This is a genomic window from Leifsonia sp. 10L418 (assembly GCF_056395445.1).
In genome coordinates this window covers 65,534-87,521 of the sequence record NZ_JBFTJN010000006.1, presented here as the reverse complement: position 1 = coordinate 87,521, position 21,988 = coordinate 65,534, and the positions used below count along the sequence as shown (strand labels likewise).

Genomic DNA, 21,988 nt, shown 5'->3' with positions numbered 1-21,988 from the left:
TTCCGCCTGTCGAGACCGTACTCAGCGTTTTAGCTGAAGTACTTGCGCTGGTACATGCGCCAGGTGATCGCCCAACGCTCTGGATCGTCGAGGTCATCGTGGTGCGTGTGGTGAACCGTCTGATTGTGCGGCGCGGTGCGCACGACCTCCGGCGTCTCACGGGCCTCACGGGCAACCTCGGCCAGCACGCCGGCATACTCGTCGAGTTCGGCCATCGTGTACGACTCGGTCGGCTCGAGGGTGAACGGCTGCGGCACCACGTAGGGGTGGTGGCTGGTCCAGTAGTGCATGCCGAAGTCGCTGGCGCGCACACCGATCTCTTCCGAGCTGATGCCGGTCTCTTCGAATAGTTCCTCCCACGAGTAGCGCACCTGTTCGATGCGGCGACGGCCCGTTGCGTACGGGGCCGATGCGCCGGGGATCTCGAGGATGCGCTTCATCAGGTAGTTGTTGTTCAGCACGGCGATCTCGGCGACGGCGCGGAGGCCTTCTGCGCCGAGGGCCATGATCCACGAGTACGCGCGCACCAGGTTCGGGATGACGCCGTAGAACGGGGCAACCTTGCCGATGGACTGCGGGCGGTCGGCGTTCAGGGTGTAGCGGTCGCCCACCTTCTCGACGATCGGGCCCGGCAGGAACGGTGCGAGGGCCTCGGAGACGGCGTTGGCGCCGGCGCCGGGTCCGCCACAGGCGTGCGGGGTCGAGAACGTCTTGTGCAGGTTGAAGTGGCAGACGTCGAAGCCGGCGTCACGGGCACGGGTGATGCCGAGGATGCCGTTGGCGTTCGCCTGGTCGTACGAGGCGAGGGCGCCGACGGAGTGGGCCAGGTCGACCCATTCCTTGACACGCGGGTTGAAGATACCGGTGTCTTCCGGGTTGGTGATCATGATCGCGGCGGTCTGCGGGCCGATCACGGCACGGAGGGCGTCGGCGTCGGGGTAGCCCTCTGCATCGGGGTAGAGGGTGATGACCTTGTAGCCGGCAGCCTTGGCCGTTGCGGCGTTCGACGGGTGGCTGAAGATCGTGGTGATGACCTCGTTGCGCTGCTCGCCCTCACCGTTCGACTCGTGGAATGCGCGAATCGTGGCGATGTTGGTCCAGATCGCGGTCGAGCCGCCACTGGTGTGCAGCGAGACGCTGTGCATGCCGGAGATCTCGGCGATCATCCGCTCGAGGTCGTAGATCAGGCCGAGCACGCCCTGCGCGTCTGCTTCATCCTGCAGCGGGTGCATGTCGACGAGCTTGGTGGTGCGGATCAGTGCGTCGTTGACCTTGGGCGAGTACTTCATGGTGCAGGTGCCCTGTCCCACGTCGACGTTGAGGTCGGCGCTCAGGTTCTCCTGGCTCAGGCGCAGGTAGTGACGCAGCACGCGCATCTGGCCCATTTCGGGCAGGGCAGCCTGCTTCGCCCGACGCATGCCGGAGGGCAGGTCGGCCACGACGTCGCCGACGGCCGCGGTGACGGCGGCCTCGGGGCGCGAGACGAGAACGCCGCGCTCACCGGGCGTCGTCAACTCGAAGATGATCTTTTCGTCCCAGCTCGCCTGGTGGAAGCGACGCAGGGCTGGCTTCGGTGCAATGGGGAGGCTCATGCGCTCTTCTCCTCGGTGTTTGCTGACGTGTTTACTGACGTGTTGGCAGCGGCGGTGTTCAGAACGGCGGCGACGGAGACGACCAGGCGGTCGATGTCGGCCTGGGTGGTGACCTCGGTCACGCAGACGAGCAGCTCGTATTCGCCGACGACGACACCGGGCTCGATGCCCTCGGCGCGCAGCGTGCTGACGACCGAGTGAGCGGTGACGGATGCGCCGCTGAAGTCCACGACGAACTCGCGCAGGTGCAGCGCGTCATCGGTCAACCGAACGCCGGCCAGGCCCGAGAGCTGCTGCTGGGCGTAGCGGGTGCGAGCCAGCAGGGTTTCGCCGAGGTCGGCCATTCCCTGCGGTCCCATCAGAGCGAGGTACACGCCGGCGGCGATACCCCAGAGTGCGGCGGCCGTGCCGACCCACTCTTTGCCGTCTTCGCGCAGTGCGAAGGAGGTGCGGTCGTAGGCGACGTCACCGAAGCCGTACTCGCCGGCGACATCCGTCGAGGCCAGGCCGAACAGACGCGACGGCATCTCCATGATGAACTTGGGGTCGTCGTGCACGGCGATGAAGCCACCGTGTGCGCCACCGAACCACTGGTGGATGCCGAACGACTGGATGTCGCCGCAGACGATGTCCGCGCCCTGGTCGGCGGGCGGGGTGAGCACGCCGTAACCGACCGGGTCGGTTCCGACGACGAGGATGGCGCCGATTGCGTGGGCGGCGTCGGCGAGCTGACGGATGGCGGTCTCCACCGCTCCGGTGTAGCTGGGGGTCTCGACCCAGATGGCCGCGATCTCTTCGCCACGCGACTGGGCGAGCGCGACGACTGCCGCGACATCCGCGGTGCCGTTCACGGTGGGAACGAAGGCGAGGTCAAGGTTGGTGCTCACGAAGTCGCTGACGCGCGAGAGCTTGTCGGGCAGCACGTCGCTGGCGACGATAACGCCGCGGCGACCGCTCATGCGACCGGCCATCGACAACGACGTGGCCGTGGCCTGGTAGCCGTCGTAGGTCGGGACGTTGACGACGTCCATGTTCAGCAGCTCGGCCATGAGCGACTGGTAGGTGAACAGCGCCTGGAAACGGCCGTGGTCTTCGTAGGGCTCACCGGCGTAGGCGGTGAGGAATTCGCTGCGGTTGATGACCTCGTCGACGACGGCGGGAACGAAGTGGTTGTAGGTTCCGGCGCCGAGGAAGCTCAGCTTCTCTTTGGTCGAGCGGTTCTTGTTCAGAACACCTTCGACGTGACGCACGAGGTCCTGTTCGGCCACGAGCGCGGCCGGCAGATCGAGCGGACGGGTCATGCGAAGGTCGGTGGGGACATCCACATAGAACTCTTCGATCGACTCTGCGCCGACGGCGGCAAGCATCGCTGCTTTGACGTCGGGTGCCGAGTTCGGCAAGTAGGGGTGCACGAATGGTTGTGTCATCTGACTAGACCTCTGTCTTCTCGGTCGGGTGGGATTCTTCGGTGGATTCGGTGGTCGAGCCTGTCGAGACCGGTGACCGGGTCTCGAGGTCGGCGTGCGGGATCTCGACAAGCTCGATCAACGGGTGCGCGACATTCACCGGGTGCGCGAGCACCGCGACGCCGGCCGGCGCCAGCGTCAGCTCGCCGGTCACATCGGCACCGGTGATCAGGTCATGTGCGCCGGCCGGCACGGTGACGGATGCGTCGGAGTGGCCGTGGTTCAGCACGAACGTGTAGTCGGTGTCACCATCGGTGCGGGTGACGACCTCCAGGTCGCGAGTGGCGACGCGGTTTTCGAGGCCGGCGGCGGTCAGGGCGCGAGCGAGAACCTGCTCGAGTCCGGCCGGTGCCAGCGTGGCGGAGAGGTACCAGGCCGAGCCGGCTCCGACCATGTTGCGCACGATCGCGGCGCGCCCCGCCAGCACTCCGGCGGAGTACGACGCGACGATCTCGGCATCCGGTGCCGCGTCGATCCACTCGCTCCAGATCTGGGTTTCGAGCTGTTCGCCGCCCAGGCTGACCTGACCGGTCTCAGCGTCGGAGAGAGGCCACCACTCGTCGACCTCGACACCGAGCAGCGCGCGGAGCGGGCCGGGAGCGCCACCCTCGTGCACCTTTTCGGTCGGGTCGACGACGCCGCTGAACGGACCGACGACCAGCTGGCCGCCGCGCTCGACGAACGCGGTCATGGCTGCAGCCTGCTCGTCAGTGGCGATGTAGAGGTTGGGCACGACGACGACGTCATAGCCGTCGAAGGAACCGGTGGCGCGCACGACGTCGACGGTGTGACCGAGGGCGAACAGGGCGCCGTGCCAGGCACGGGCCTGCTCGAGCCAGTTCAGACGCTGCGAGGGCAGCGAGTCGGGGGCCGCGCTCCCCCACCAGGAATCCCAGTCGGCGACGAGGGCGACGGACGCGCGCACGCGGGTTCCGCGCACGGCCTCGATCTGCTTGAGCTCGTGTCCGAGTGCTGCCGTCTCCTGGAAGGTGCGGCTGTTCTCGCCGCGGTGGCCGAGCATGGCGGAGTGGTACTTCTCCGGGCCGAACTTGGCCTGGCGCCACTGGAAGAACATCGCACCGTCTGAACCGTGCGCGATGGCCTGGAAGCTGTCGAGGCGCATGCGTCCCGGAGCCTTGGGCACGTTCACGTCACGCCAGCTGACCGCGCTCGGGGCCTGCTCGAGCAGCAGCCACGGCTGGCCGTCTTTCAGCGAACGCATCAGGCCGTAGTTGAGAGCCGCGGGCACGTGTGCCTGGGGGTCTGCGGGGTCGGGATAGGCGTCATCCGTCACCAGGTCTTCGACGGCGGCGAAGTCCCAGTAGTCGAGTTCCTTGAAGAGGCTCATGAAGTTTGTCGTGACTGCAACGTCGGGGGTGACCCGGCGCAGCACGTCGATCTCGCTCTGGAACAGCTCGAGCAGGGCGTCGCTCGAGAACCGCTCGAAGTCGAGGTTCTGCGAGGGGTTGATCGGTCCCATCGAGGTGCGCGGCGGTTCGATGTGTTCGAATGAGTTGTAGTTCTGGCCCCAGCAGGTGGTGCCCCAGGCCTCGTTCAGGCCGTCGATGCTGCCGTAGCGAGCCTCGAGCCAGCGGCGGAAGTGACGGGCCGACTCGTCGCACCAGCAGCGCGGTACGTGGTCGCCGTACTCGTTGGAGATGTGCCAGAGGGCGAGGGCCGGGTGGTTGCCATAGCGTGTGGCCATGGCTTCGGTGAGGCGCAGCGCGTGCTCACGGAAGATCGGTGAACTCGGGCAGTAGGCCTGACGCGAACCGAACTCGAGACGCTGGCCGTGGATGTTGGAGGGCAACACCTCGGGGAACTCGCGAATGAGCCAGGCCGGCGGCGTGGCAGTCGCCGTGGCGAGGTCGACCTTGATACCGTGCTCCCAGAGCAGGTCGATCACGCGGTCAAGCCAGCCGAAATCGTAGACGCCCTGCGTCCGTTCGATCTGCGGCCAGGAGAACACCGGGAGAGAGACCAGGTTGACGCCGGCCTTCTGCATCAGCCGGGCATCCTCGATCCAGGTCTCTTCAGACCACTGGTCAGGGTTGTAGTCGCCGCCATAGGCGAGTGCATCAAGCCTGATCGGCCGTGCAGGAGTCGAGGTCATGCCCGCTCCCCTTTCAGGATTTCTCGTGCAGTGTGAGAGCGAACCATTTACACCGCGTTGTGAAGATTGTATTCTGTATACAGCAACCGTATGACGAATATTGTATGGAGTCAACCCATAAACTGGGCGTCTCATTGGTGAGCCTGGGAGGGCGCATGGCAATCGAACGTAAGACACTTCGCGCACAGGTGCGCGATGAATTGCTCGCACGCATGCGATCAGGCGATGCCCAACCCGGCGAAGGCATCAACGAGGTCCAGCTTGCCGCCGAACTCGGCGTGAGCCGCACCCCGCTGCGTGAAGCCCTGATCGGCCTCGAGAGCGAAGGCCAGATCACGAGCGAGAACGGCAAGGGCTTCCGCTTCGTCGAGTTGAGCGCCAGCGAGTTCGAAGAACTCGCGCCGGTGATTGCCACCCTCGAGGGCCTCGCAATCGAGCTCTCCCCGCTCGACAAGATTCAGGAGATCGGGCGCCGGCTCGCGACCCTCGCCGCTGAGTTCAACGACGATATCGCCGAGCACGCCGAGGTCGCCCATCGCGACGACGAGTGGCACAACATCATGCTCAGCGCCTGCCCCAATTCACGACTGCTCGAGATTATCGGCGGCGTGCGCGGGCTCTTCCACCGCTACGAATCACTTCTCGTCGAGGACCGCGCGATGATCGCCCGCGTCGCGGCCGAGCACGCCACGATCGCGAACCTGCTCGTCGAGGGCGACATTCCCGGAGCGCAGGCGGCCCTCAAGGCGAACTGGCTGAACGGCGTGCAGCGCATTCTCGCCAACGCGGAGTTGACGTCGGCGCTGGCTCCGCGCCGCTGATCGACCCGCACCGGTGATCGAGCCATACCGGTGATCGAGCCATACCGGTGATCGAGCTTGTCGAGATCACGCGAGCCGATCTCAACACCCGCGCGAGAAATTGACCGGCTGCCGAGCCCTGCCGTGACGGGCGAGACGGCCACCACGTCTCGACAAGCTCGACCACCGAACGGAGCGCGTCCCGCAGGCTAGGTCGCCAGGTCTCGACAAGCTCGACCACCGAACGGAGCGAGTCCCGCAGGCTAGGTCGCCAGGTCTCGACAGGCTCGACCACCGGGCTACGCGTCGGGCGGTGGCTCGAAATGGCTGAGACCCGGAAGGTCACTCAGCCGTCCTTCGATCAAGGCAATCCGTTTCTGACGGCCCCAACCCTGAACCTGCTTCTCGCGCGCGAACGCATCTTCGATCCGTCGCAGTCCTCGAAGTAGACCAGTCGCACCGGCATCCGTCGCCGCGTGTAGGCGGCACCTTCGCCGTGGTTGTGCTGCCAGAGTCGGCGCTCGAGATCCCAGGTGCTTCCGACATAGAACGACCCGTCGGCGCAGTGCAGGATGTACATGAACGGCATGCGTCTGAGGCTCGCAGTTAGCCAGCGCGTGCCCAGGGCGTCTGACCGAACCCGTGGACAACATCCGGTGATCGAGCCTGTCGAGATCACGCGAGCCGATCTCGARACYCGGTCACGAGGTCTCGACAAGCTCGACCAACGAAATGGTTCGAACCCGAAGAGGGCGCACCCGGTCTCGACCAACGGCATCCGCCTCGGATGAACGACCGGTGATCGAGCCTGTCGAGATCACGCGAGCCGATCTCGAAACTCGGTCACGAGGTCTCGACAAGCTCGACCAACGAAATCGCACCCGGTCTCGACAAGCTCGACCAGCGATGACGGGCAGCGCTAGCCCTTGACCGCCCCACCGAGGAGGCCAGAGATGAACTGGCGCTGGAAGATCAAGAACAAGATCAGCAGCGGCAAGGTCGCCAGCAGCGAACCGAGCATCAGACCGGAGTAGTCGACCCGCGACAAGCCGATCATCGTGTTCAACGCGACCGGAATCGTGTAGTTCTCTTCGGTGTTCAGCATCAGCAGCGGCCAGATGAACGCGTTCCACTGCGTCATGAACGTGTAGATGATCAGCGCGGCGATCTGCGGCCGGGCGACCGGCAGCACGATCCGGTAGAAGGTGCGGAACTCGTTCGCGCCGTCGATCCGGGATGACTCGATCAGCGAGTCCGGGAAGTCGAGGAACGACTGCCGCATCAGGAAGATTCCGAAGGCGCTGGCGACAAACGGCAGGATGACGGCCTGGTAGGTGTCGATCCAGCCGAGGCTGGCCATCATCTGGAACAGCGGCACAAGCAGCACCTGCATCGGAATCATCATCGTGACGAGGATGAGCCCGAGCGCGATCCCACGCCCGCGGAATTTGAATTTCGCGAGCCCGTAGCCGGCCATGATGCTGATGACCGAGCTGAACGCCGTGTAGACGATCGCGACGAGCAGGCTGTTCACCATGACGCGGCCGAAGTTCACCGATTCCTGCAACCGGGCCAGGTTGGTGAGCAGTTCGCCGCCCGGCAGCACCGGCAGCGGGGTGCCGAACAGGTCGGAGGTCTGATGCGTCGAGGCGATGATCATCCAGAGGAACGGGATGAGGCTGATGATCGAGCCGATCAGCAGAACGATGTAGATGGGGGCGTGACGGATGGCCGAGCCCAGTTTGGTGGCGGCCGTCGGCGTAGCGCGGGTCACGATTTCTCCCTCGTGAGACGGAACTGGATGAGCGCGATCACCGCGGTGATCGCAACGATCATCCAGCCGATGGCGGAGGCATAGCCGAAGTCGAACTGACGGAAGCCGACCTTATAGAGGTAGAGCACCGGCGTGAGGGTGGCGTCGCTCGGCCCTCCCCCGGTGAGAATGAAGTTCTCGTCGAACAGCTGCAGGGCGCCGATCGTTGAGGTGATGCCGGTGAAGAGAAGAACCGGGCGCAGTTGCGGAACGACAATCTTCGAGAAGATTGCCCAGCGGCCGGCGCCATCCATTCGCGCCGCCTCATAGAGCTCGCCGGGGATGGCCTGGAGTCCGGCCAGGATGATGACCATGTTGTAGCCGGTCCAGCGCCAGGTGATTGAGGCGATCAGGGCGACGCGCGCCCAGACCTCGTTGTTCAGCCAGTCGACCGGAGCGATGCCGATCAGGCCGATCATCTGGTTGACGGCGCCGCCGTCGGTCGCGAGCATGACGCGAAACACGACCGAGTAGGCCACCAGGGTGGTGACGGCCGGCAGGAAGTGCAGAACGCGGAAGCCGCCCTTGAACTTCAGCCAGGTCTGATTGAGCAGGTAGGCCAGGCCGACGGCCAGGCACATCATCAGCGGAACCTGGATGACGAGCAGGATGCCCGCGTTGAACAGGCTCTTGCCGATCAACGGGTCGGAGAACAGGCGGGCGTACTGGTCGAGACCGACGAACACGGTCTGGCCGCCGACGGTCTTCGTCATGCTCTGGTAGAGCGACGAGCCGAGCGGGTAGGCGAAGAACAGTGCGAACAGAACGAGGGCGGGGGCGGCGAAGTACAACCCCGGACGCTGAAGCTTGCGCCCCAGCGTCCGGGGTGTGGTCAGCCCGCCCTGGGCGGCGCGGGTGCGCGCCCGAGAGGACGAGACGGTCATGCTATTCGGCGATCGTGCGACCAGTCGCGTTGGCGATCTGGTTGGCGACGTCGTCGAGGGTCTTCTTCGGGTCTGCCCCGTTGATGACGGATGCGACGACCGCGTTGGCGACCATATCCTGCGCCTTGGCGTTGTCGCTGGTGTAGTTGATCGACGGGATGTTCGCCGTCTCTTCACCGAACAGCGAGTAGACCTTCTGGCCGGAGAAGTACGGGTCTTCCTGCTGGAAGAAGTCGTCTTGCAGGGCCGGCAGGTACGACGGGAACAGTCCCTCGTTCTTCATCATCGAGACCTGGTTGGCCGTGTCGGCCAGGGTCCAGGCGACGAAGGATGCGGCGAGGTTCGGGTTCTTCGCCTGGGCCGGAACCGCGAGGCCGGAGCCGCCGCTGTTCGAGGTGCGCACACCGTCGGCGGTGAAGCCGGGCAGCGGGGCGACGGCGAACTTGCCCGACAGCTCGGGCATTTCACCGGTGAGTGTTCCGGTCCACCAGACGGCTTCGGGGTGCACGGCGGAGTCGCCGTCCTTGGTCGCGGTGACGCGGCCATCCCAGCCCTTGACGTTCTTGATCAGGCCCTTGTCGTTCATCTCTTTGAGAACGGTGAGTGCCTTGACCGCTTCGGGCGAGTTGACGGTGATGTCACCCTTCGCGTCGAACAGGCCCTGGCCCTGCTGCTGCAGCATCATGGTGAACGTCGCGCCGGTCGACACGTCGATCGACATGAGGGTGTGGCCGGTCTCGGCCTTGATCTTCTCGCCGGCGGTGATCAGGTCGTCCCAGGTGGTGAGGGATGCCGGGTCGACGTTCGCCTCGGCGAGGTAGTCGGAGCGGTAGAACAGGCCGACGGTTCCGGAGTCCCACGGAGCGACGAGGATCTTTCCGGCTTCATCGGAGGCGGCAGACCACTTCGACGGGTCGAAGTCGGCTTTCTGGTCGCCGATGATCGGGCCGAGGTCGGTCAGGCCGGTCGGGAACTCGGTGATGTAGCCGGGTGCGCGGTCGGTTTCGATCGTCACGACATCGGGCAGACCGCTCCCGGCCTTGAACCCGACCGAGAGCTTGTCGTACGCGTTGTCGTAGCCGACGTCGACGACCTTGATGGTGGTTCCGGGGTGGGCTGCTTCGTATTCGGAGCTGAGGCGCTTGAGCGCCGTCGCCGCGACATCCCATGACCACACGGTGATCTCACCGGAGACCTTGGCACTCGGGTCGAGGGCCGGAGCGGCCGCGCCCCCGGTGCCGCCCGTCGCGCAACCGGCGAGAAGAGCCACCGCTGCGAGAGCCGTAACTGGAACGAGATATTTGCTGATCTTCATGATGACTTCCTTGTCGAGAGCGCAGAATATTGTATACAGTACACGGATGCCGGAGGCCCGTCAACGCGTTGCGCGGGGGTCGTGCGGGGGCCTCTCGTTGGTCGACGAGCACGCGACGCAGGAGCGCGCATCTCGAGACCACGCGAGAGAATCTCCGGACTTGGGTCGCGTCTGAGCATCGGCTCACGAGATTTCGAGACATGTGCTCGCTACGCTCGCGCGCTCCTCAATCAACGAGGATGTCGGAGGACGCGAAAAGGCCCGGCCCCGAGAGGGCCGAGCCTTCGAACGTGATCGCGCTAGGCGGAGAGCCGCACCGCGAGATCGATGTAGAGCGCCGCCGACCAGCCGAAGGAGGTCGTCGCCGTGCGCGCCTTCTGCCCGGTGACCGGGTTGAAGTACTCGTTCGGCCCGCCGCCGTGAATCACGAGCGCGACGGTCTGCTCGGCCAACTGGCGTGCCTCGTCGGGGTAACCGGAGGCGTCGAGCCCGTCAACGATCAAGGCGTTGATGTTGATCCAGACGGGGCCACGCCACATCCGCTCAGTCGAGAAGTCGGGGTCGCCGACAGCCACGGTCGGGATGCCCCAGGGGGTGCCGAACTGGGCCGGGTCGGTGAGCGCCGCGACGAGAGTCGCTGCGGTCTCGGCCGGCAGCTCCCCGGTCAGAAGGGGAAGGAGGCTGACCGCGGTGTACGAGGCCACAATCTCATCGCCGGCGTGGGAGAGGAAGCGGCCGGACTCGGCGTCCCACATCTCGAGCAGCAAACCCAGGGTCGCGTCGGCACGCGCGGTGCACGCAGCGGCCCGCAGGGCGTCGCCAGAAGCGGTGAAGCGGGCGGCCAGAAGCCGGTCCTGCAGCACGAGGTAGGCGCCGAGGTCGGGCGAAGCCAACGGGAACGGTCCGTCGAAGATCGGGCTGTCGTCGAGACCCGACGAGTAGGGGTGGCCGTATTCGGGCATCCCGTCGCCGTCGAGGTCGGAACCGGCGTACCACCAGTCCTGCGAGCGAGCGATGGTCTGCCAGTTGGTGTCGGCCCAGGAGGCGAGCTCCGCGGCGCCGACATCCGTCGACTTCGCCAGGATCTTGCCGAGCGCCCAGGCGGCCAGCGGCGGCTTGGTCAGCGGAACCGGGATGCTCGGGTCGGCAACGTTCGACCCGTGCGCACGCAGGGTCTCGCGGTCAGCCGGCGGCAGGTCGTCGCTCGACGCGAGCACGCCTTCGTCGTGCACGACGTCGGGGAGCTGACCGGCCTCGGTCGGAAACCGGAAGGCCAGGTCGAGCTGCTCGCGTGCGAGCTCGGCGTCGCCATGGCGGAGGCCGACGGCAATGAAGTAGGCATCCCACTGCCAGAGACCGACGTAGCCGATCTTCGAGGGCACGACGGCGCGCGCACTCCCTTGGCCGGGCAGTTCGACGATGTTCGCGCCGAGAACCCACCAGCAGAATGCGGTCATCGCCTGCAGGTCGGGCCGCACGCGCGGGCAGCGGTCGAGCCAGTCGCGCCAGATCGTCTCGGTCGCCCTGAGGTGCGCGGCGTGACCGTCGGCGTCATCCGCACCGAAGAGTGACGTGGTGACCACGCGCTCCTCGCCGACGGTGAGCGAAACGGATGCGGCGGCGTCGCCACCGAGGGCGATCGCCGCTGTGTTTCCGCCCGGCAGCTCGAGCCGGAGCTCGGCGGATGCCCCGGCTGCGACACCGACACTCATCGCGTGCGGGCCCGCGAAGGTCAGCGTGACGAGCCCTCCGCCGAATTCGATCCGCTGCGGAAGCACCGCGGTGACGGCGAGGAGCTCGCCGTCACCGCCGGCCACGGAGAGGCGGTCGAAGACCACGCAGTCCGAGAGGCGGCGCTCGTACTCGGCGCGGCAGACGCGCACCGAAGTGAGCGGTGCGGCATCCGTCGCCTGGTCGCCGTGAGCGAGCACGAGAATGCGCGAGCGTGGCAGCGTGAAGGGGGCGGCGACGAGGTCGAGGAAGGTGCCGACCGTCGCGAGCAAGTCACTGGTTGAGGCCGTCGAAACGGTCGCGGTGTCGCTCAACGTCCGCCCAGCCCTGAGGCAGCCATGCTGGCGATGATCTTGCGCTGGCCGATCACGAATGCAATGAGCATGGGGATCGTCGCAACGGCGGAGGCCGCCATGATCAGGCCGTAGTTGACCGCACCGAACTGGCCACTGAATGACGACAGCAGCAACGGAACAGTGAACAAGTCGGGGCTGTTCAGCAGCACCAACGGGAAGAGGAACGAGTTGAACACGTCGAGCGCGACGATGATGCTCAGCGCACCGATGCCCGGGCCGAGGTTCGGCAGCACGACGCTCCAGAAGGTGCGCCAGCGCCCCGCGCCGTCCATCAGCGCGGCTTCTTCGAGTTCACGCGGCAGCGACATCACGAACTGGCGCATCAGGAACACCGCGAACGGGTTGACCATCATGGCCGGAATGATCAGCGAGAGGTGCGAGTCGACCCATCCGAAGTTGCTCATGATCAGGTAGAACGGGATCAGCGTCACCTGCTTGGGGATCATCTGCGTCGCCAGGAAGATGATGAAGATGACTTTGCTGCCACGGAACTTGATGCGCGCGAAGGCGTAACCGGCCATGGATGCCGTCAGCAGGGTTCCGACCACGGCGAGCACCGTGATGTAGATGCTGTTCAGGTAGGCCTGAGCGAATGGGGCAGCGTTCCAGGCATCGGAATAGTTGCTGAACGTCCACGGGTCCGGCCAGAAGCTCAGTGGGTCCTGCAGCAGCTGCGGCAGCGTCTTGAACGAGGTCAGCAGCATCCAGATGAACGGGAACACCATGGCGATCCCGACGATCGTCAGAATCAGGTGAAGCAGGCCCTTGCGGGTCAGTGAGGCGCGCTCCCCCGGCTTGGCCGACGTGCGCGGCTTGCGCGGCGTGGCCTGTTCGGGGCGACCGGCTTCGGTGGCAAGGATCTGTGCGGCCTCATCGACGACATCTGTTTCGACCGGGGTCACTCTGCACCATCCTCGTAGTGAACGAACTTCTTCTGCGCACCGAACTGAATGGCCGTGATCACCAGGGTGATGACCAACAGGATGATGGCGGCCGCGCTCGACGGCCCGAACTCAAACCGGCCGAAGCCGAGATCGTAGATGTGGTAGACGATCGTGCGAGTGGCGTTGTCCGGCCCACCCTGGGAGGTCAGCACGAAGACGACGTCGAACGTCTGCAACGAGCTGATGAAAGCGATCACCGACGAGAAGAAAATGATCGGCGAGAGCAGCGGCATCCGGATGCGCCAGAACAGCGTGAAGGCGCCGGCGCCGTCAATGCGAGCTGCTTCAATGACCGACGCCGAAATGTTCGACAGACCGGCCAGGAAGATGATGACGTTCAAACCCATCGACGCCCAGATCGACACGATGCAGACGGAGATCAAGGCCAGGGTGGGGTCACCGAGCCAGTCGGGCGGTGAAATGCCGAAGGTCTTCGAGATGACGTCGCTCAGCACACCATCGGCGCGGAGCATCTGCTGCCAGATCATCGCAACGGCGACGGTGCTGGTGACCACCGGGGCGAAGAACAACACCAGATAGAGGGTGCGGGTCTTCAGCTTCTCCAACGCGACGGCGATGATGAGCGAGAACGCGAGGCCGATCGGCACGGTGATCAGGGCGATCAACAGGGTGTTGATGATGCTGCGGATGAGCAGCGGGTCGCCCAGCTGTGACACGAAGTTATCGAACCCGACCCAGGTGAGGTCAGTCAGGCCATCCCAGGAGGCGAAAGCGAGAATGAAGCTTCCGGCGAACGGCAACAGCACGAAGAGTGCCATTCCGATTACCTGAGGTGCAACGAACACGTAGCCCCAACGCCGGTCCCGGCGCCGCCAGGCGGACTCCTTGTGGAGTCCGCCTGCCACCGGAGAGGCGTTGTGCGTTTGCTCGGTGTGCGAGCTCGACACGACGGTCATTATTTACAGCCTTACTTGCTGGTCTTGCTGGTGATCAATTTCTCGACATCGTCGAGGGTGCTCTGCGCGTCGCCCTTGCCCTGGTAGAACGCGAGCATCTTGTCGCTCACGTCGGTCGAGAGGCCGGGAACGCTGGCCTCCGTTGCGGGACCGGCGAAGCCGATGTCGCGCATGTCAAGGAAGGTCTGGGCGTGCGCCGGGTAGCCGTCCTTGAGCACGACATCGTCGGCGCCCTTGATCGACGGCACAGCGTTGCCGCCGCCGCCGAGACGGAAGGTCTGGCCTTCTGCGCTCAGGAACTCGGTCCAGAACGTGAACGCGGCATCCTTCGCCTTGGTGTCCGCGTTGATCGCGAGGTACGAGGCGGCGACGCCGGTCGGCGCGGGGGTGCCGTCGGGGGTCGGCCACGCGACGATGTCGTAGTCGTCCTGCACGCCGGCCGACTCAACGGTTCCGATCGTGTAGCGGCCCTGTGAGAAGAAGCCGGCCTTGTGGGTCACGAAGACGCTGTCAGCGCCGGCGCCGGAGGGAAGGGTGTCGGCAACGACGAAGGTGCCGTCGTTGAAGTTCTTGCCGAGTTCCTCAACCGCAGCGACCGAGGTCTTGTCGGTGTTGGCGACGAATTTTCCGGCCTCATCAAAGGCGGTGCCGCCCTGCGAGGAGATCCAGCTGTAGTGGGTGGCCCAGTAGTTCCAGAACATCGAGCCGGTCAGGCCGGCGGCCTTGAGCTTGTCGTTCATCTCGAGGTACTTCGCGGTGGTCCACTCGCCGGCGGCGGCGAGGGTGGCCGGGTCTTCGGTCACGCCGGCGTTTGCGAGGGCGACCTTGTCGTACCAGAGCACGTCGGGGTTCGAGTCGTTCGGCGCCRCGAAGATATCAGTGTCGGTCTTGGCTGCACCGAAGAGGCCAGGGAAGAAGTCGTCCGGCTTGGTCTGGCTCGCCGGGGACTCCATCAGATCGGTCAGAGGCATCAGACGCTTGGAGGCGACGAACTGGCCGATCTTGTCATCGCCGACGTAGAACACATCGGGAGCGGTGTTCGAGGTGAGCTGAGCGAGAAGCTTCGAGTGATAGTCGGCGTACGACGCGACAGGCTGCAGCTTCACGGTGATGTCGGGGTGGCGCTTCATGAATTCGGTATTGAACTCGTTGAATCGCGTGAGTTCCTCTGGCGTACCCCAGGTTGACCACACAATAGAGTTCGGGTCTGACTTGGCCGACGTTCCGCTACACGCGGCCATCGACAAAGCGATCGCCGCGGCAGCGCCAATCGCGATAAGTCGTCTCGACTTTGAGAACATACAGATACCTCTTCCGGGTGACAGTTGTCTCTGTATTCTGTATACAGATGCACCCGTTGTCAAGATGACACGGCCCGCGCAGCTCATCTCCCGAGGTTTTCTCAGTGTTTTTTACACGCTGAGGGTATCCGCGATTCCCGTGCGATACGCCGAGGCAGTTCCGCCGGCGAGCTCTCCCCCATCGACGATCAGCTGCTGACCGGTGATGAACGCGGCGTCCGGCGAGGCGAGAAAGTAGAACGCTGAGGCAATCTCGCTCGGCTCAGCATGGCGCCCAGACGGAATCTTCGCGTTGACCTCCTCAATCATCTCATCGCTATATTCCAGTCGCTGCATGGGTGTCATGACATAGCCGGGGCTGACACAGGCGGTGCGCACCCGCGGCGCCAGTTCGAGCGCGACGCTCTTGCAGAGTGCGAGCACCGCCGCCTTCGACGCGTTGTAGTCGGCGTACCAGGGGTAGCCCGCCGTTCCGTTCGTCGATGCGGTGGCCAGCAAGACGCCCGAGCCGGCATCGAGCATGTGGCGCCCAGCCGCCTGCCAGAGATTGATCACGCCGATCACGTTGATGCTGAACAGCTTCTCAATCTCCGCGCGCTTCATCTGCAGAAAGGGGCGACGGATGCTGATTCCCGCGTTGGCGATGACGACATCGACTCGGCCTTCCGCCGCGACAACCGCGTCGACGAGCGACGCGACCTGCACGTCATCCGTCACATCACACTGGCGCCAGATCGAGCCGGCCGCCGGGTCGGTCGGCTCCAGCAGATCGAAGTTGTAGACCGTCGCGCCGCCGGCGATGAAGCGTTCGGCACTGGCGCGTCCGATCCCGGACGATGCACCGCTGATGATGACGATCTGCTCCATCTCGGAGCACCTCCTTGATACTGAAACTTGAACTGGGTGTGGGTGTGAATGGGGGTGAAGGGGTGGCGCGTGCGCTAGAGAACCTTCGACAAGAACTGCTGCGTGCGCGGGCTCTGCGGATTGGCGATGACCGTGCGCGGGTCGCCCTTCTCGACGGCCACGCCGCCGTCGACGAAGGTCAGTGAGTCGCCGACCTCGCGGGCGAAGCCGATCTCGTGGGTGACGACGACCATGGTCATTCCGGCCAGGGCCAGCGACTTCATCACTTCGAGCACCTCGTCGACGAGCTCGGGGTCGAGGCCGGAGGTCGGTTCGTCGAACAGCATGACTGAGGGGTCCATGGCGAGCGACCGCGCGATGGCGACCCGCTGCTGCTGGCCTCCGGAGAGCTGGTTCGGGTACTTGTGCCCGTGCGTGCCGAGGCCGACCATTTCGAGCAGCGCCTGCGCGCGCTCCTTGGCCTCCTTCTTGTTCACGCCCTTGACCTTGATCGGTCCGCAGGCCACGTTCTCCAGCGCGTTCATGTTGTTGAAGAGGTTGAAGCGTTGAAAGACCATGCCGATTCCGAGCCGGAACTGGGCGTAGTCCTTCGAGCCCCACTCATAGAATTTGTCGTCCTTGAAGGTGTATCCGACGTCGGAACCTGAGACGCGGATGCGCCCGCTGTCGATGGTCTCGAGGGCGTTGAGGCAGCGCAAGAACGTCGACTTGCCCGATCCCGACGGCCCGATCACGACGGCGACCTCACCGGCGGCGACCTCGAAGTTGATGCCGGCCAGCACCTGGTTGGTGCCGAACGACTTGTACACCTGTTCGGCGATGATGATCGGTTCGGTGGATGCTGCGGCTGCGGCCACCTTCACATCAAGCTGAAGTTTCGTCACAGTGATCCTCCTGAGGCATTCGTCGTCGGGATGGCGAGCTTGCGCTTCGCCTGAGCGTTGATCAGCAGGGATCGACCCCAGCTGGCTCGGGGCGACGGCGGCAGGTTTGCCGTGCCGAATTTCTTCTCGAGCTTGTTCTGGAAGTAGGTCGCGATGGCCGTCAGGATCATGTACCAGATGCTGACGACGATCAGGAGTTCCATGATCTTGCTGTTCTGCTTGTAGATCTGGCTGGCGTTGGTCATCAGGTCGTTTCCGGCGACGACGTAGACGAGCGACGTGGTCTTCAGCATGCTGATGAACTCGTTGCCGATCGGCGGCAGGATGATGCGTCCGGCCTGTGGGAGAACGACGATGCGCATCCGTTGGGCCGGGGTCATCCCGATCGAGCTGGCCGCTTCCGACTGCCCGACATCGACGGCCTGGATCCCGGCGCGCACGGTTTCGGCCGCATAGGCGCCGAGGTTCAGGGCCAGGCCGAGCATTGCGGCGTTAAAGCCGGTCATCAGGGTGTTCATGTCCCACTGGTAGCCGATGTTGGTGAACGGGATGGCCAGGGTGAGGGTCGGAAACAGGAAGGCGAGGTTGAACCAGAAGATCAGCTGAACCAGTACAGGGGTGCCGCGAAAGAACCAGATGTAGAGGTTGCTCAGCATCTGGGCGAGTGGGTTCGACGAGAGCTTCATGATCGCCAGGATGACGCCGATGCTGAGGCCGACCACGGTTGAGATCACCGAGAGTTCGAGGGTGACCAGCACGCCCTCGAGAATCTTCGGGAAGACCAGATAGGCCGCGACATCCGGCCACGAAATGTGCGGATTGGTCGCCAGGGTGACGGCGAAACCGACCAGCGCAAGCACGCAGAGGATGCCCACGACGACCCGGCCGGGGTGTTTCAGTGTGACGGTGTTGTCGGGGGTCGGCTGCAAAACCGTTGCCGCCTTCTCCATCGTTTGTTCTTCCAGCATGTGCACTTCTCCTGGCATTGGTTCGATTGCGTTGGATCGATTGCGTTGGCTCGGTGGTCGAGCTTGTCGAGACCGCGTGCGCGTCTCGAGATCGGCTCGCGTGAGCTCGACAGGCTCGATCACCGGATCTGACTACTTGCCCTGGTTGACCGTTGCCTCGGTGAGTGCCATGCCAGAGAGGTCCCAGGCGGCGAGGATCTCGTCGTAGTCGCCGTCGGCGATCAGCTTGTTGACGGTGTCCTGCAGAAGCGTGATGAGTTCTTCGTTCGTCGGGTCGACGGCCAGGCCGAAGAGCGATTCACCCGGGATCTCGATGGCCTCGATGGTGCCGCCGGACTCCTTGGCCCGGAAGACGCCGACCGGGTAGTCGTTCATGCCGGCCTGTGCGCGGCCGCTCTGCAGCTGCAGCAGCGCCTCGGGGTCGTTGGCGAAACCGAGGATCTCGATGGCGGCCTTGCCCTGGGCAACGCAGTCGTCGCTGAAAGTCGTGGCGAGCTGCATGTAGTAGCCGTTGTCGAGAACTGCCATCGTGTGACCGCAGAGGTCGGCCGGCGCGTTGATGCCCTCTGGGTTGCCTTTCGCGACGATGATGGCGCCCGACGACTTGGCGTAGTCGACGAAGGAAGCCTTCTCGCGGCGCACCTCGGTGTCGTTGAAGCCCGAGGCGAGCACATCGAAGCGACCGGATGCGACGCCCGGCATCATCGAGTTCACATCGGAGTTGGTGATCACAACTTTGACGCCCCAGCTGTCGGCGATGGCGCGCATCAGTGACATGTCGACGCCCACCATGGTCTTGCCGTCTGCGTCGAACATCTCCATGGGCGGGTAGCCGTCGGCCGTGGCGACCTTGAGCCCGTTGGTCTTGATCTCGGCCGGAACACGGGCGGCGAAGTCGGCGTTCTGACTGATGCCCTCGAGCACGGATGCGGCGAGGTCGCCGGACGGGATCGGGTTCTTGAACGCTTCAGCCGCCGGGGCGTCGGTGCCGACCGGTGCGGCGGCCAGCGACTGGCCACCACAGCCGGTCAGCAGCAGTGAGCCGAGGGCTACAGCAGCGAGGGCGGTGAGGCGGAACGGGGTGCTTTTCATTGTCAATCTCCTTTGATTCAACGTGAGGCAGAACGGTGGTGCGGGTGAATTGGTGCGGGTAGAACGTGTGTGAGGGCTTAGCGAGCCCAGCGCACCTCGCCGCCGACAACGGTCAGCGCGACCGCGGTCTCCAGCAACGCGGCCGCGTCGACAGCGAAAGGATCCCGGTCCAGCACAGCGAAGTCGGCCAGAGATCCGGCGGCGAGACGCCCCTTCGAGGCGGTCTCGCCGGATGCGGTGGCCGGTCCGGTCGTGTACGCGGCGAATGCCTCAGCCCGGCTCAGGCGTTCGGCGGGCTGCCAGCCGCCCTGCGGGTATCCGTTCGCCCGCTGCCGGGTGATGGCGGCGTGGATGCCGGTGAACGGGTTGGTGCTTTCGACGGGCGCATCGGAGCTGAAGGCGAGCGTGCCGCCGGCATCCAGGATGCTGCGCCAGGCGTAGGAGACGATGTCACGGCCGCCGAGCAGTTCGTCGACCATGTCGATGTCTGACGTGCACGACGACGGCTGCATGCAGGCGACGGCGCCGAGCGCGCCGAGCCTCGTGATGTCGTCCGGGGTGCTGTGTTGAACGTGTTCAATCCTGTTTGGCAGCAGGGCGCCGGAACCGGCAGGCAGCGTCACCCGTTCGAGCGCGGCGACGGCGTTCGTGACGGCGCCGTCGCCAATGGCGTGCACTGCCGCAGCGAGGCCGTTGTCGGCCAACCGTTGCACCAGCGCGTTCAACAGTTCCGGCGGGGTGACGGCGATCCCGGTGTTGCCCGGCTGGCCGGGGTACGCCTCGTGCAGCAGACAGGTGTGCGACGAGAGCGATCCGTCACCGAAGATCTTGACGGCGCCGAATCGCAGCCAGTCGTCGCCGTCGCCCGAGCGGATGCCGCGCTCGATCAGGCTCTCGAGCGACGCGACGGGCATCAGCTTGTGCACGCGCAACGGGAGTCGCCCGGCGTAGTGCAGTTCGCTGAACGCGCGGAGGGCATCCTCACCGTCGATGTCGTGGATCGAGGTCACGCCGTGCGCGAGCAACCCCTGCAGCGTGGCGCCGAGTGTCGCATCGAGCGCGGTGCTGGTCAGTGGTGCGAAGAATCGTTCCGCGGCGAAGGCGGCGGCCTCCCCGAGGATGCCGGTGAGCTCGCCCGACGAGTCGCGTGAGTAGCTGCCGCCGATCGGGTCGGCCGAGTCTTGCCCGATGCCCATTCGCGCGAGTGCCGCCGAGTTCACCCAGAAGGTGTGCAGGTCGCCGTGGTGCAGGGCAACCGGGATGTCGCCGGTCACCGCATCGAGCTGGAATCGCGTCGGAGTGGCGCGGTCGGCCCAGAGGCGATTGTTCCAGCGTCCGCCGAAGATCCAGTCGGTGCCGTGCGGCTCTGCCGCCCGTGCCGCGCTGACGCGGGCCGCGACGAGCGCGAGGGTTTCGTCGAGGGAACGCGCCGACGAGAGGTCGATTTCGGCGGACTGCAGTGCCAGCTGGGCAGTGTGGATGTGGCTGTCGGTGAAGCCGGCGACGACGTCGGCCCCGCCCAGGTCGACCGTGGCGTGAGGCCCGTTGGCGCGGTCGTGGCAGTCGGCTGCGGTGCCGATGTGTTCGATCGTTTCGCCCCGTACCAGCACGGCCGGTGATGACTGGGTGCGCGCACCGGGGGTGTGAAACACGCCGTTTTCGTAGACGGTAACGCTCATGGTGGTCTCGCAATGCCTCAGACAGCTTCGCTCGAACGCACCTGGCGGCGAGGAATCTGATGTCCCACGTGAAACTGTCGTCTGCCCAAGACCGCTGCGCTCGAGGTCGATTGTGTCGACCCCGCTTCAGTGCCTCATTGCCAACCTGAATACTGCATACAGTACATTCACAGCCGCTCAGACACAAATTCGCAGCTTCGCGACCCCGCAGCCCGCAAACGGAGGCCGGCACCAACGCCGAAGGCGGGCGGGCGAGGATGCGGCACTCCGCTTCCTCCGCCCACCCGCCTTCGTGTCAGCGAGGGGTTTTCGACGAGCTAACTGTTGCTCGCCGCGTTGATCGTGATATTGCCGAGGCCGCCGTCGGCGACACCCCAGGCATCGAGGATCTTCGTGTAGCTGCCGTCGTCGACCATCGACTGCAGGGCAGCCTGCACGGCTTCAGCCATGCCGGTGCCTTTGGCTGTCGCGATTCCGTAGGGCGACAGGTCGAACGTCTTCCCTGCTGGAATGAGCTTGCCCTTGGTCTGCGAGATCGCGTAAAGCGCGACAGGTGAGTCGGCGGTCCAGGCGTCGGCCTGGCCGAGCACGACCGCGTTCACCGCCGCATCCTGAGTGTCGAACCGCACCTGCTCGATCGGCGCCTTGCCGGCGGCGACGCAGGCACTGCTCTTGGCCGGGATCTCCTCGGTGTCCTGCACAGTGTTCGCCTGCACGGCGACCTTCAGGCCGCAGGCATCGTTCGGATCTACGACCTTGTCGGTCTGCGACGCCCACTGGATTCCGGCGGCGTAGTGGTTGACGAAGGAGACCACCTCCTCGCGCTCGACGGTGTCGGTGAACGACGACATGCCCATGTCAAGCTGACCGCCGACGATGCTCGGGATGATGCTGTCGAACTGGGCGACCTTGTACTCAGTGGTCAGACCGAGCTTGCCGGCGATGCCTTCGGCCAGCTCGATGCCCCAGCCGACCGGGTTGCCATCGGCGTCCTTGTACTCGTTGGGGGCCGACTGGGCGTCGGTGCCGATGCGCAGCACGCCGGCCTTCGCGATTCCTGCCGGGAGCAACCCGGCAGCCGTCGCATCCTTCTGTGTGGCTGCGGAGCTGCTCGTGCCGCTGGTGCCCTTTTCAGCGGCCGGTGCGGAGTTGTCAACGCATCCGGTCAGCAGAAGGGCCGCAGTAGCCGCAAGAACCGGAAGGATGAGTCGAACGCGCATAGTTCCTCTTTCACTGTATGTGTCGCGAGCCGCTGCCGAAGCGGAC

General features: G+C 65.1%; 18 protein-coding genes. 1 reads left to right on the top strand and 17 read right to left on the bottom strand.

Features of this window, described 5'->3' with window-relative positions; genetic code table 11:
* Positions 1–29 precede the first annotated feature (29 nt).
* The 3 genes from gcvPB to AC1DCF_RS13160 are packed head-to-tail and all read right to left on the bottom strand — an operon-like array spanning position 30 to position 5,171.
* A complete protein-coding gene (gene gcvPB, locus AC1DCF_RS13170; RefSeq protein ID WP_477211397.1) occupies positions 30–1,592 on the bottom strand; it encodes an aminomethyl-transferring glycine dehydrogenase subunit GcvPB in 1,563 nt (520 codons plus the stop codon).
* Positions 1,589–3,019 carry an aminomethyl-transferring glycine dehydrogenase subunit GcvPA gene (gene gcvPA, locus AC1DCF_RS13165; RefSeq protein ID WP_441790209.1) on the bottom strand — a complete coding sequence of 477 codons (1,431 nt, stop codon included), beginning with the start codon at positions 3,017–3,019 and terminating at the stop codon, positions 1,589–1,591. Before gcvPA ends, gcvPB begins: the two co-directional genes overlap by 4 nt.
* A 4-nt stretch (positions 3,020–3,023) precedes the next feature.
* The gene (locus AC1DCF_RS13160) at positions 3,024–5,171 is read right to left on the bottom strand and encodes a beta-galactosidase (protein WP_477211396.1); all 2,148 of its coding nucleotides are present in this window, start codon (positions 5,169–5,171) and stop codon (positions 3,024–3,026) included.
* Between the two features lie 155 nt (positions 5,172–5,326).
* On the opposite strand from AC1DCF_RS13160, the gene AC1DCF_RS13155 reads away from it, so the two are divergent.
* A complete protein-coding gene (locus tag AC1DCF_RS13155; protein WP_441790211.1) occupies positions 5,327–5,992 on the top strand; it encodes a GntR family transcriptional regulator in 666 nt (221 codons plus the stop codon).
* A gap of 340 nt (positions 5,993–6,332) precedes the next feature.
* On the opposite strand, the gene AC1DCF_RS13150 is transcribed toward AC1DCF_RS13155, so the two are convergent.
* From AC1DCF_RS13150 to AC1DCF_RS13085, 14 genes are all read right to left on the bottom strand, one after another.
* Positions 6,333–6,560 (bottom strand): GIY-YIG nuclease family protein, encoded by a 228-nt coding sequence (locus AC1DCF_RS13150; RefSeq protein WP_477211395.1) that lies wholly within the window; start codon positions 6,558–6,560, stop codon positions 6,333–6,335.
* Positions 6,561–6,890: 330 nt separating this feature from the next.
* Complete coding sequence (locus AC1DCF_RS13145; protein WP_477211394.1) at positions 6,891–7,745, bottom strand: carbohydrate ABC transporter permease; 855 nt, start codon at positions 7,743–7,745, stop codon at positions 6,891–6,893.
* A complete protein-coding gene (locus tag AC1DCF_RS13140; protein ID WP_477211393.1) occupies positions 7,742–8,668 on the bottom strand; it encodes a carbohydrate ABC transporter permease in 927 nt (308 codons plus the stop codon). The genes AC1DCF_RS13145 and AC1DCF_RS13140 overlap by 4 nt, the downstream gene beginning before the upstream one ends.
* Before the next feature lies 1 nt (position 8,669).
* The gene (locus tag AC1DCF_RS13135; RefSeq protein ID WP_441790214.1) at positions 8,670–9,983 is read right to left on the bottom strand and encodes an ABC transporter substrate-binding protein; all 1,314 of its coding nucleotides are present in this window, start codon (positions 9,981–9,983) and stop codon (positions 8,670–8,672) included.
* A gap of 299 nt (positions 9,984–10,282) precedes the next feature.
* A complete protein-coding gene (locus AC1DCF_RS13130) occupies positions 10,283–12,028 on the bottom strand; it encodes an amylo-alpha-1,6-glucosidase (RefSeq protein WP_477211392.1) in 1,746 nt (581 codons plus the stop codon).
* Positions 12,025–12,972, bottom strand: coding sequence for a carbohydrate ABC transporter permease (locus AC1DCF_RS13125; RefSeq protein WP_477211391.1), 948 nt, complete (start codon positions 12,970–12,972; stop codon positions 12,025–12,027). Before AC1DCF_RS13125 ends, AC1DCF_RS13130 begins: the two co-directional genes overlap by 4 nt.
* Positions 12,969–13,931, bottom strand: coding sequence for a carbohydrate ABC transporter permease (locus AC1DCF_RS13120; RefSeq protein WP_477211390.1), 963 nt, complete (start codon positions 13,929–13,931; stop codon positions 12,969–12,971). The genes AC1DCF_RS13125 and AC1DCF_RS13120 overlap by 4 nt, the downstream gene beginning before the upstream one ends.
* Positions 13,932–13,942: 11 nt before the next feature.
* Positions 13,943–15,232 carry an extracellular solute-binding protein gene (locus AC1DCF_RS13115; protein WP_477211389.1) on the bottom strand — a complete coding sequence of 430 codons (1,290 nt, stop codon included), beginning with the start codon at positions 15,230–15,232 and terminating at the stop codon, positions 13,943–13,945.
* Positions 15,233–15,343: 111 nt separating this feature from the next.
* Positions 15,344–16,099 (bottom strand): SDR family NAD(P)-dependent oxidoreductase, encoded by a 756-nt coding sequence (locus AC1DCF_RS13110; protein WP_477211388.1) that lies wholly within the window; start codon positions 16,097–16,099, stop codon positions 15,344–15,346.
* Positions 16,100–16,173: 74 nt separating this feature from the next.
* A complete protein-coding gene (locus tag AC1DCF_RS13105) occupies positions 16,174–16,983 on the bottom strand; it encodes an amino acid ABC transporter ATP-binding protein (RefSeq protein ID WP_477211387.1) in 810 nt (269 codons plus the stop codon).
* Positions 16,980–17,951, bottom strand: a complete 972-nt coding sequence (locus tag AC1DCF_RS13100) for an amino acid ABC transporter permease (protein WP_477211386.1) — start codon at positions 17,949–17,951, stop codon at positions 16,980–16,982. Before AC1DCF_RS13100 ends, AC1DCF_RS13105 begins: the two co-directional genes overlap by 4 nt.
* A gap of 132 nt (positions 17,952–18,083) precedes the next feature.
* The gene (locus AC1DCF_RS13095; protein WP_477211385.1) at positions 18,084–19,043 is read right to left on the bottom strand and encodes an ABC transporter substrate-binding protein; all 960 of its coding nucleotides are present in this window, start codon (positions 19,041–19,043) and stop codon (positions 18,084–18,086) included.
* A gap of 77 nt (positions 19,044–19,120) precedes the next feature.
* Positions 19,121–20,722: an amidohydrolase gene (locus AC1DCF_RS13090; RefSeq protein WP_477211384.1), complete on the bottom strand. Its 1,602-nt coding sequence runs from the start codon at positions 20,720–20,722 to the stop codon at positions 19,121–19,123.
* A 317-nt stretch (positions 20,723–21,039) separates the two neighbouring features.
* On the bottom strand, positions 21,040–21,942 hold the full coding sequence (locus tag AC1DCF_RS13085) for an ABC transporter substrate-binding protein (RefSeq protein WP_477211383.1): 903 nt from the start codon (positions 21,940–21,942) through the stop codon (positions 21,040–21,042).
* Positions 21,943–21,988 lie beyond the last annotated feature (46 nt).

Bases quoted from the DNA above. Each gene is read 5' to 3' on its own strand.
- AC1DCF_RS13095 (WP_477211385.1), bottom strand. From the start codon at position 19,043: ATGAAAAGCACCCCGTTCCGCCTCACCGCCCTCGCTGCTGTAGCCCTC.
- AC1DCF_RS13160 (WP_477211396.1), bottom strand. From the start codon at position 5,171: ATGACCTCGACTCCTGCACGGCCGATCAGGCTTGATGCACTCGCCTAT.
- AC1DCF_RS13120 (WP_477211390.1), bottom strand. From the start codon at position 13,931: ATGACCGTCGTGTCGAGCTCGCACACCGAGCAAACGCACAACGCCTCT.
- AC1DCF_RS13110 (WP_477211388.1), bottom strand. From the start codon at position 16,099: ATGGAGCAGATCGTCATCATCAGCGGTGCATCGTCCGGGATCGGACGC.
- gcvPA (WP_441790209.1), bottom strand. From the start codon at position 3,019: ATGACACAACCATTCGTGCACCCCTACTTGCCGAACTCGGCACCCGAC.
- AC1DCF_RS13085 (WP_477211383.1), bottom strand. From the start codon at position 21,942: ATGCGCGTTCGACTCATCCTTCCGGTTCTTGCGGCTACTGCGGCCCTT.
- AC1DCF_RS13140 (WP_477211393.1), bottom strand. From the start codon at position 8,668: ATGACCGTCTCGTCCTCTCGGGCGCGCACCCGCGCCGCCCAGGGCGGG.
- AC1DCF_RS13135 (WP_441790214.1), bottom strand. From the start codon at position 9,983: ATGAAGATCAGCAAATATCTCGTTCCAGTTACGGCTCTCGCAGCGGTG.
- AC1DCF_RS13150 (WP_477211395.1), bottom strand. From the start codon at position 6,560: ATGCCGTTCATGTACATCCTGCACTGCGCCGACGGGTCGTTCTATGTC.
- gcvPB (WP_477211397.1), bottom strand. From the start codon at position 1,592: ATGAGCCTCCCCATTGCACCGAAGCCAGCCCTGCGTCGCTTCCACCAG.
- AC1DCF_RS13100 (WP_477211386.1), bottom strand. From the start codon at position 17,951: ATGCTGGAAGAACAAACGATGGAGAAGGCGGCAACGGTTTTGCAGCCG.
- AC1DCF_RS13090 (WP_477211384.1), bottom strand. From the start codon at position 20,722: ATGAGCGTTACCGTCTACGAAAACGGCGTGTTTCACACCCCCGGTGCG.
- AC1DCF_RS13155 (WP_441790211.1), top strand. From the start codon at position 5,327: ATGGCAATCGAACGTAAGACACTTCGCGCACAGGTGCGCGATGAATTG.